6 protein-coding genes and 1 pseudogene are annotated in these 9,396 nt (G+C 71.5%); 4 read left to right on the top strand and 3 right to left on the bottom strand.

What is annotated here, in order from left to right; translation table 11 throughout:
• Positions 1–6: 6 nt before the first annotated feature.
• Both UO65_RS34665 and UO65_RS16330 read right to left on the bottom strand, forming a co-directional pair.
• Positions 7–162, bottom strand: a complete 156-nt coding sequence (locus UO65_RS34665) for a DUF397 domain-containing protein (protein WP_084175673.1) — start codon at positions 160–162, stop codon at positions 7–9.
• A 2-nt stretch (positions 163–164) separates the two neighbouring features.
• The gene (locus UO65_RS16330; protein ID WP_267880601.1) at positions 165–995 is read right to left on the bottom strand and encodes a helix-turn-helix domain-containing protein; all 831 of its coding nucleotides are present in this window, start codon (positions 993–995) and stop codon (positions 165–167) included.
• Between the two features lie 368 nt (positions 996–1,363).
• Between UO65_RS16330 and UO65_RS16325 the strand changes: the two genes are divergently transcribed.
• Positions 1,364–2,149 (top strand): helix-turn-helix domain-containing protein, encoded by a 786-nt coding sequence (locus UO65_RS16325; protein ID WP_035283405.1) that lies wholly within the window; start codon positions 1,364–1,366, stop codon positions 2,147–2,149.
• Between the two features lie 59 nt (positions 2,150–2,208).
• Here the strand turns inward: UO65_RS16325 and UO65_RS16320 are convergent, their stop codons facing one another.
• Positions 2,209–3,765, bottom strand: coding sequence for a S8 family serine peptidase (locus tag UO65_RS16320; protein ID WP_035283404.1), 1,557 nt, complete (start codon positions 3,763–3,765; stop codon positions 2,209–2,211).
• A gap of 143 nt (positions 3,766–3,908) precedes the next feature.
• On the opposite strand from UO65_RS16320, the gene UO65_RS16315 reads away from it, so the two are divergent.
• The 3 genes and pseudogenes from UO65_RS16315 to UO65_RS16300 form a co-directional block, all read left to right on the top strand.
• Complete coding sequence (locus UO65_RS16315) at positions 3,909–6,710, top strand: ATP-binding protein (protein WP_035283402.1); 2,802 nt, start codon at positions 3,909–3,911, stop codon at positions 6,708–6,710.
• 675 nt (positions 6,711–7,385) lie between these two features.
• Positions 7,386–9,041 (top strand): M14 family zinc carboxypeptidase, encoded by a 1,656-nt coding sequence (locus tag UO65_RS16305; protein ID WP_035283398.1) that lies wholly within the window; start codon positions 7,386–7,388, stop codon positions 9,039–9,041.
• 133 nt (positions 9,042–9,174) lie between these two features.
• Positions 9,175–9,396, top strand: a pseudogene (locus UO65_RS16300) (serine protease); the annotation flags it as partial.

The following is a 9,396-nucleotide window of genomic DNA, read 5'->3' as shown; positions in this document are numbered from 1 at the left end:
AGGGGGCTAGCGGGCGAGCTTGGTGATCAGCTCGCGCACGGCGTCGCGGGACACTGGCAACGACACACCAGGCCGCTTGCTGTCCCGGACAGCCGAGAGGTCCTGCCGAAATTCAACACAGTTGGTAGCGTTGCCCGAACGGGACGACTTGCGCCACTCCATGATCACAACCCTTCTAGTAGTCGCCCGATCATACTGCGACTTTCCGCACCTGAAAGTGCCAGGTCATCCAGCTCTGAGCGCACATCCTCATAGACGCGAACCTCAGAGTCGTGCAGAAACAAACCGCTTCGATAAAGTTCGACGTGGAGGACCGTGGCCGCTTGCGGGAAGTGCAACATCAGCCAGGAGTGCAGCAGTGCCCGGTGCGGCACATGTTCCCGGACAATCCGCACGCCGCGACCCCGGTGAGATGCCTCCAGCAGGTGGGCGAGTTGCTCCTTGAGCGCATCAACGCCTCCGAAGGGGGTTCGGAGTGCAGTCTCGTGGATGAACGCCACGTAGTCGACCCTGGGCAAAACCTGCTGTCGCCGCAGGCGGGCCATCCAACGAGTTTCAACGTCCTTCTGCACAGCACCGTCGGCCAGCATGAAACCTGCGGCGTAGCGCTCGGTCTGGAGCAGCCCGGGAACCACCGCCAGAGACCAGTCTGTCAGCGCTGTAGCCGTGGACTCGTAGCTGGCCAGGGTTCCGAGATCCGGCACCACCCCTGGTAGCGGGCGTGACCACCAGCCCGCCTGGGCGCCTGCGCGGGCGCTCTCGATCAGCTCATCCCGCTGCGCCACCGGGACGCCGTAGACCGCCAGGACGGCGGAGACGTCCTCGCTGGTGATGTGGCGCTTGCCGTTCTCCGTTCGGCTGAGCGTGGCCGGTGACCAGCCGACCGCATGGGCGGCGGCCTCCAGGTTCAGCGTGGTCTGCTCGAGTCGCACTGCCCGCAGTTGGGCGCCTATGGTTCTGTCCCGCGCCTGCGGTGTCTTTCTCTGACCGGACACGACTTCCTTTCCGCACCTGCAATTGCCTCGGGCGCTTTCCGCACTTGCAATCACAAGCGCACTTGCAGGAACAAGACTATATTAGGGGAAACAAATCAGGAGGGGCGGCAATGGGCAGAGGACCGGTGCTGGGCCGCAGCCCCGCCGTCGAACCGCCGGGCCCGCCGGACTTCATCCTACGGACCCCGGTGTCCCCTTTTTGCGACCTTTGCCGGGACAGGCGGGGAAATGGCGCGTGGTTCACCTGTTCGATACCCACGTGCGGCTTCGCCATTCCCGCAGACTCCCCGTACGACGGGGCGTCGGTGGTGAAGGTGCACTACGCCGTCAGCCACCAGCACATCGACCACTCACGGTAGGAACCACGGATGTCAGCACCCACCACGACCCCACCGGGAACGGACGACAGCGGTGTCCGCGCGAAGACCCTGCGCGGGTTGCTGCTGGCGCGGGAACTCGACAGCGCCCGGTTGGCGCGGGGGTTCACCACCAGGGAACTGGCCTCGGCCATGTCGATGTCCCCGGCGATGGTGAACCGGGTGATGACCGGCAGGCGGGTGCCGACCGCGTTGGAGATCGGCGGGTTGTGCGCGGTGCTCGACGTGCCCGCCGCCCGGCGGCCGCTGCTCTACCGGCGGGCGGCGGCGACCGACCTGACCGGGTGGGTGGTGCACGCGGGCACCGGGGACGACCCGATCGGCGACGTGGAGGCGGTGGCCGACGGCATCACCGGGTTCGACCCCGCGCTGATCCCCCGCCCGCTGCGCACCCCGGCCTACGAGCGGGCGATCGGGGCGGACCGGGGTCGCGCCGACCCGGCGCTGCTGCGGATCAGCCGGTTCTTCCTGCACCCGTCCGCGCTGAGCCATCCGGCGGTCTCGGCCGAGACCATGCGCGACCAACTGCTGCACCTGGTGGAGAACCACGCGCACCGGGTTCGGCTGCTGCCGATCGGGGTGGCCCGCGAGCCCGGGTTCCGGGTCCTGGAGGTCGGCCACTTCCCGCCGGTCGTCCACATCGAACACCACGGCACCGACGTCCTGCTGGAGGAGCCCGCCGCCACCGGGGCGCACACCGCCTTCCTGCGGCACCTCACCGACGTGGCGCTGTCCGGCTCCCACACGGGTGCGGCGCTGCGGAACCTCATCCGCTGACGCGCACAGGAGCAGGCCCCGGGGCGCACCGCCCCGGGGCCTGCTGAGGAACGACCGGATCAGAAGGTGAGGGTCCAGGTGTCGATGGTGCCGGTGTCGTAGCTCCACACGTCCGTGGCGCGCAGCTTCCACGTGCCGTTGAGGTTCTCCGCCGACGCGTTCACCGTGTAGGTCTCGTGCACGCCCGCCGACGAGCTGACGCCGCCCGCGCGCTTGAGGGGGAACACCGCGCCCGACGGGCCGACCAGGTCCAGGGCCAGGTCGGCGCTGTAGGTGTGGTTGATGTCCACCTTGACCTTCGTGGTGGCCGGTGCCTTGCCGGTGCAGCCGGTGACGGCGATCGACGAGGTGACCGGCGAGTTGGTGTCCGGGATGGACACGCCGTCGCCGTTGGTGCCGCCCGCGCAGCTCGGGGGCGGGGTGGTGCCGCCGCCGATGAAGCCGGTGTAGAGGAGCTTGTTGGGCGAGCCGGTGCCCGGGGACTTGACCGCGTTGGACGTGGCGTTGTCCACCAGGGCGTTGCGGACCTGGGCGGGGGTCGCGTTCGGGTTGGCCGACAGGTACAGCGCCGCCGCGCCCGCGACGTGCGGGGTGGCCATCGAGGTGCCCGACATCTGGGTGGTGCCGCCGCCGTTGCGGGTGGAGGTGATGTTGGTGCCGGGGGCGAAGATGTCGGTGCAGGAGCCGTAGTTGGAGAACGACGAGCGGTTGTCGGCGTTGTCCGTGGCGTTCACCGTGATGGCCTCGGGGACGCGGGCGGGGCTGGTGGAGCAGGCGTTGGTGTTGGCGTTGCCGGACGCGACGGCGAAGGTGACGCCGGAGGCGATGGCGGCCTTGACCGCGTTGTCGACGGAGGTGTCGGCGCCGCCGCCGAGGCTCATGTTGGCGACAGCGGGCTTGACCGCGTTGCGGGCGACCCAGTCGACGCCCGCGATGATCTGCGAGTACGGGCCGTTGCCCTGGCAGTCCAGGACGCGAACGCCGATCAGGTTCACCTTCTTGGCCAAGCCGTAGGTCTTGGAGCCGACCGTGCCGGACACGTGGGTGCCGTGGCCCTGGCAGTCGGAGGCGTCGCTGTCGTTGTCGATGAAGTCGTAGCCGTCCTTGGCGCGGCCCTCGAACTCCGGGTGGGACTTGTTGATGCCGGTGTCGAGGATGTACGCGTTCACGTTCGCGGCCGTGTTGGCGTAGGTGTAGGTCTGGTTGAGCGGGAGGGCGCGCTGGTCGACGCGGTCGAGACCCCAGGTGGCGCCGGTCTGGGTGTCGCTGATGCGCGCGATGCCGTCCTGCTGGACGTAGGCGATCGCCGGGTCGGCGGCGAGGCGCTTGGCGGCGGCCTCGTCCATCCGGACGGCGAAGCCGCGCAGGGTGGCGGTGTAGGTCAGCGTGACCGCGCCGCCGTAACGCTTGGCCAGGTCGAGCGCGGTGCCGTTGGTGGTCGCGGCCGTCATGGCCCCGTCCTTGAGCACGGCGATGTACGCGCCGGGGACGGCGTTCGCCACACCGAGGATCGTGCTGGTGGGCGCGGCCTGGGCCGGGGTGCCGACGGCCAGCGCCGCCGTGCCCGCGGCCAGCAGGACCGCCGCCACCCGGCGGTTCAGTCGGTCGTGTCGCATCGTGGATGTCTCCCTCTCTTGTGTGGCTGTTGGCAGGGGTGATGACTGACAGCCACTCGGGATTCACCATCGGGTGGCGCGGGAGAGCGAACAATCCGGGTTTCGATACGTAGGGCTACCCGACTTTCGCCTACGCTCGGACGATGCCGTGGACCTCGGGGGCGCCGCGGACCAGTTCCCCGGTGCTGGTCGGGCGCAGTCGTCCGCTGGGCGCGCTGCGCTCGGCGGTGCGGACGCGCCCGGCGGTGGCGATGGTCGAGGGCGAGGCCGGGGTCGGCAAGAGCAGGCTGGTCCGCGAGCTGATCGACGGCGACCTGGGGCCGCTGGCCGTCCTCATCGGGCACTGCCACCCGGTCGGCGAGCCGTTCCCGTTCGGGGCGGTGCTCGACGCGCTGCGCGAGGTCGGGCCCCGGCTGGCCCGGCTGCCGAGGCTCAACCCGGTGACCGGGGTCGTCGGGCCGCTGCTGCCGGAGATCGCCGAGCACCTGCCCCCACCGCCGCCGAGCACCGGCGACCCGCGGGCCGACCGGCACCGGCTCTTCCGCGGCCTGCGGGAGCTGCTGAACGCCCTCGGCCCGGCGCTGCTGGTGGTCGAGGACCTGCACTGGGCCGACGATGGGTCGCGGCGGCTGCTGCGGTTCCTGATGGGCGACCCGCCGCCCGACCTGGCGGTCGTGGTCACCTACCGGCGCGCGGAGGTGCCCGGGGGCCTGCCGCTGGGCACCGCCTACCGGCCGCCGTCGCCGGTGACCGGGGTCGTCGTCGGGCTGGAGCCGCTGGACGCGGCCGGGGTGCGGGCGCTGACCTCGGCCATCCTGGGCGAGGACACCTCCGCCGAGTTCGCCGCGCGGCTGCACGAGCGCACCGCGGGCCTGCCGTTCGTGGTCGAGGAGGTGCTGCGCACCCTGCGCGACCAGCCCGGCGACGCCCGGCTGCTGGACGCGGTGGGCGTGCCGGTGCTGCTGCGCGACGCCATGGCCGAGCGGCTGGCCGCGCTGCCCGCCACCGCGACCCGGCTCGCCGAGGCCGCCGCCGTGCTCGGCGTGCCCGCCCCGGCCGAACTGCTCGGCGAGGTCGCGGCGGTGGGCGCCCAGCGCGTCGACCAGGCGCTGACGTCGGCGCTGAGCGGGCAGGTGCTGCACGAGGCGGAGAACGGCCGCTACGGGTTCCGGCACGCGCTGGCCCGGCAGGCGGTGTACGACACGCTGACCGGACCCGGGCGCAGGCAGTTGCACGCCCGCGCCATCGACGCCCTGGAGCAGGTCGAACCGCGGCCGCTGGTGCAGCTCGCCGAGCACAGCGCCAGGGCGGGCCGGGTCGCCGGGTTCCTGCGCTACGGGGAGGCCGCCGCCGACCGGGCCGCCGAACAGGGCGACGCCACCGCAGCCACCGGCCTGCTGCGCCGCCTGCTCGACCAGCCCAACCTGCCCGCCGCCGACGTCGACCGGCTGGCGATCAAGCTGGGCCGGGTCGCGCACACCGGCCTCGACCAGCACGACCCGGCCGAGGCGCTGGCCCGGCTGCTCACCGACCCGAGGCTGTCGACGTCGGTGCGCGGGGAGGTGCGGCTGTACCGGGGGCTGCTGCTGGTGCGCCAATCCGGCGCGGTGGAGCAGGCCATGGCCGAGATCGAGACGGCGGTGGCCGACCTCGCCGAACGCCCCGACCTGGCCGCCAAGGGCTTCGCCGTGCTGGGCCAACCGTTCGTCGGCATCACCTCCGTCACCGACCTGGCCCGGTGGCGGACCGCGGCGGACGCGTTCCGCGCGAGCACCGACGACGTCGAACTGCGGATGTCGCTGCTGGCCAACGAACTCAGCTCCCGCCTGCACATCGGCGACCCGACCGCGCTGGCCGAGATCGCCGCCCTGCCCACCGCGATCACCGGCACCGGCGCCCGCAGGCAACTCGCCCGAGCCCACTGCAACGTCGGCGACGCCATGACCTCCGTCGGCCACTTCCGCCTCGCCGCGGGGCACCTGCGCTGCGGCCTGCGCCTGGCCACCGAGGCGGGCGGCCCGTTCGTGGTCGGCACCGCCCGCACCACCACCGCCCGGCTCGACTGGTTCACCGGGCAGTGGACCGGGCTGGCCGAGCGCGCGGGGGCGCTGCTGGAGGAGTACCGGGACCTGGTGCCGATCGCGGGCGAGCTGTCCCTGGTGCTCGGCCTGCTCGCCGCCACCCGGGGCGAGTGGGCGGAGGCCACCGGGCACCTCGGCGCCACCGGGGCGTTCACCCCGGAGGAGTCCATCGCCCCGGTGGCCATCGCCGGGTGCGCCGGACTGGCCGGGGTGGCACTGGCGCAGGAGGACGCTTGCCGGGCGGTGGTCGAAGCGGAGCGCGGGCTGGACATCGTGCGGCGCAAGGGGGTGTGGGCCTGGGCGGGTGAGCTGGGGCCGGTGGCGGTCAGCGCCTACCTGGCGGCCGGGCGGCACGCGGACGCGGAGGGGGTGGTGGCGGAGTTCGCGGCCGGGCTGTCCGGAAGGGACGTTCCGATCGCCGCCGCGGCGCTGGTCGAGTGCCGGGGGTTGGTCGACGGCTCGTCGGCGGCGCTGCGGGAGGCAGCGGACTTGTACGCGGCGCTGCCCGCGCCGTACCTGGCGGCCCTGGCGACCGAACGGGCGGAACCGTCGGTGGCGGAACTGGCCGCGCTGGTCGACGCGTTCGACGCGTTGGGTGCCACCCGGGACGCGGCCCGGTGCAGGCACCGACTGCGCACCCTCGGCGGCGGCACCCCGTCGCGGCGGGGCAGGCGCGGGTACGGCAACGAATTGTCACCACGGGAGCTGGAAGTGGCGCGGTTGCTGGCATCCGGACACACGAACCGGGAAATCGCCGATGTGCTGTTCCTGTCGCCTCGGACGGTTGAGCAGCACGCGGCCCGGGTGCTGCGCAAACTGGGCGCGGTCTCCCGCACCGACCTCGACGCCGAGGCGCTGCCGTGATCCACTCAGGCAAAGGAACAATACCCCCTCTTGTGAGGGGTATTGTTCAAGTAATGCCAGTTCAGGAAGGGTGCGGCGGCGGCCCCGCTCGACCACGGCGATGACCGGTCTCGAAGCGTGGCAGCCGACTCGCAGGGACGCGACCGCCAGTGTGTTCGCCAGACATCGACCGCGCATCCACTCCACCGAGCACCGGTCGAGACCCGCGAAGACGTTCGACTCCAAACACTCGGGTGACTCGGCGTTCCTGGTGTCGCTGGTCGGCGAAGCCGTGGAGGACGCTCTGCCTGCCCGGAGGTTGCTCCGCACGCCGCCCGACGGTCAGTGAGGACCCGACCGGCGACGGGCGTTGGCGTCCGTGCGGCTCGGCGAAACATTCGCCGACGGGGTTCGTCACCCACCGCACCGGAGTTGTCGGGGGCAGGGGCAAATGGGTGAAAAAATGCCGGGCACCCGCTCTGACGTGCCGCTATCCGCGTTCGAAGTGGGAATGAAACGGGAACGACGCCCACCGCGTGCAGCCTTGTGACAGCCGTGACCGACCGGTCACTATTCGACGAGCACCGGGTGGGCGTCGGGCGGGAGGGCACCTTCGGGTTCGTCCGCGCCAGGTCCGGTCACAACTGAAGACCACCTCCGGCGGCCCCGGCCGCCCCCTGCAGGAGGAACCGCCGCGTGAGACGCAAACGCCTGTCCGTCGTGGGTGGGGCGCTGGTCGCCCTTGCCCTGATCAGTTCGATGAGCCCGGTCGGTGCCGGGGCCAAGCCGGAGCCCGGTCGGGGGACGGCCGAGTACCAGGTCAGCGGGGTTCGCTCCGCTGAGCAGCGCAACGCCGTGGCGGCGACCGGGGCCGCGCTGTACGGCTTCGAGGACAGCCGGTTGATGGTGACCGCGACGCCGGACGAGGTGGCGCGCATCCGGGCGCTGGGGCTGACCGTGGTGACCGACGCGCCGCTCGTGCAGAGCCGGGGGGCGGTGTCCCCCAACGACTTCCCGGGTGCCGACTCGAACTACCACAACTTCGCCGAGATGACGGCGGAGATCAACCAGGCGGTGGCCGACCACCCGGGGATCATCACCAGGACGGTGATCGGCAAGTCGTACCAGAACCGGGACATCGTCGCGATCAAGATCTCCGACAACGCCGGGACCGACGAGAACGAGCCGGAGGTGTTGTTCACCGCGCACCAGCACGCGCGGGAGCACCTGACCGTCGAGATGGCGCTGTACCTGATCCGCACCCTCACCGACGGGTACGCCGGTGACGCGCGGGTCAGGGGGCTGGTGGACTCGCGCGAGGTGTGGATCATCCCGGACGTCAACCCCGACGGCGGTGAGTACGACATCAGCACCGGGTCGTACGCGGGGTGGCGCAAGAACCGGCAGCCGACGCCGGGATCGTCCAGTGTGGGCACCGACCTGAACCGCAACTGGGACTTCAAGTGGGGCTGCTGCGGCGGTTCCTCCGGCAGCGCGAGCAGTGAGACCTATCGCGGTCCGTCTGCGGCGAGCAGCCCCGAGGTTGCCGCGTTGCAGAACTGGGTGGCGAGCCGGGTGGTCGGCGGCAAGCAGCAGATCACCGCGGGCATCGACTTCCACACCTACTCCGAGCTGGTGCTGTGGCCCTACGGCTACACCACCGCCGACACCACCCCGGACCTGACCGCTGAGGACCAGCGGGTGCTGTCCACCATGGGGCGGGCCATGGCGGCGTCCAACGGCTACACCCCCGAGCAGTCCTCGGACCTCTACATCACCGACGGGTCGATCGACGACTACCTGTGGGGCAAGTACAAGATCTACGCCTACACCTTCGAGATGTACCCCTCGGGCAGCGGTGGTCTCGGCGGCTTCTACCCGCCCGACGAGGTGATCGCCGCCCAGACCTCCCGCAACCGGGACGCGGTGTTCTACCTGCTGGACTACGCGGACTGCCCGCGCCGCGCGGCGGGCCTGACCTGCGACGGCACGCCTCCCCCGGCGGGCAAGGTGTTCGAGAACGCCAACAACGTCACCATCACCGACGCGGGTGCGGCGGTGTTCAGCAACCTCGCCGTCAGCGGGGTGACCGGCAACGCCCCGGCCGCGCTGTCGGTGGGCGTGGACATCAAGCACACCTACCGCGGTGACCTGGTGATCGACCTGGTGGCGCCCAACGGCACCACCTTCCGCTTGAAGAACTCCAGCTCGTCGGATTCGGCCGACAACGTCATCGCCACCTACACCGTCAACGCCTCGGCGGTCCCGGCCAACGGCACCTGGCGGCTCAAGGTGCAGGACGTCTACAGCTCCGACACCGGTTACGTCGACAGCTTCAAGCTCACCTTCTAGGACTCGCGCCCCGGGCCCGCTGACCCCTGCCGCGGGTCCGGGGCGTTCCAACCCCCCACGGAGATCCGTCCCACGGAGTCCGCTCCACACCACCGGGCCACCCCTGCCGATCGGGCCCGGGAAAGGAAGACCAATGACCGAGGGCAAGTGGTACAGCAGGCTCCGCCGAGTGGTGCTCGTCGCCGCGGGCGCGCTCACCCTGGCGGCGGGCACGACGGCGCACGCGAGCGCGGCCCCGCCGCCGTCGGACGGCGGCACGTTCAGCCCGCAGGTGGTCGGCGGGAGCCGGGCCGCCCAGGGTGAGTTCCCGTGGATGGTGCGGCTGTCGATGGGCTGCGGCGGCGCGATGTACACC

Source organism: Actinokineospora spheciospongiae (assembly GCF_000564855.1).
Lineage (GTDB): Bacteria > Actinomycetota > Actinomycetes > Mycobacteriales > Pseudonocardiaceae > Actinokineospora > Actinokineospora spheciospongiae.
Note: the sequence above shows the minus strand (reverse complement) of the source record. Positions and strands in the feature narration are given on the sequence as shown.